Source organism: Exiguobacterium sp. s40 (genome assembly GCF_018617905.1).
Classification (GTDB): Bacteria; Bacillota; Bacilli; order Exiguobacteriales; family Exiguobacteriaceae; genus Exiguobacterium; species Exiguobacterium mexicanum_A.
In genome coordinates, this window is record NZ_JACSLC010000041.1 from 1 (window position 1) to 266 (window position 266).

The 266-nt window shown below is 44.7% G+C and carries 2 rRNA genes; both read left to right on the forward strand.

Features of this window, described 5'->3' with window-relative positions:
• Positions 1-83: ribosomal RNA gene (locus KNP02_RS14770) — 23S ribosomal RNA — on the forward strand; the annotation flags it as partial.
• Positions 84-181: 98 nt separating this feature from the next.
• Positions 182-266 (forward strand): 5S ribosomal RNA (gene rrf, locus KNP02_RS14775); the annotation flags it as partial.

Consider the following 266-nt stretch of genomic DNA (forward strand, 5'->3'; position numbering starts at 1 on the left):
AGACGATGAGGTAGATAGGTCATGGGTGGAAGCACGGCGACGTGTGGAGCTGAATGATACTAATCGGTCGAGGCTTTGATCTAGTCTAAGGTTTGTATGAATTGATGAGTCTTCAGTTTTGAGAGAATAATCTCTTAAAAAATATTGACGTTATGACTAAATAATGTTAATATAACACTTGTCTGGTGGCGATAGCGAAGCGGCCACACCCGTTCCCATGCCGAACACGGAAGTTAAGCGCTTCAGCGCCGAAAGTAGTTGGGGGT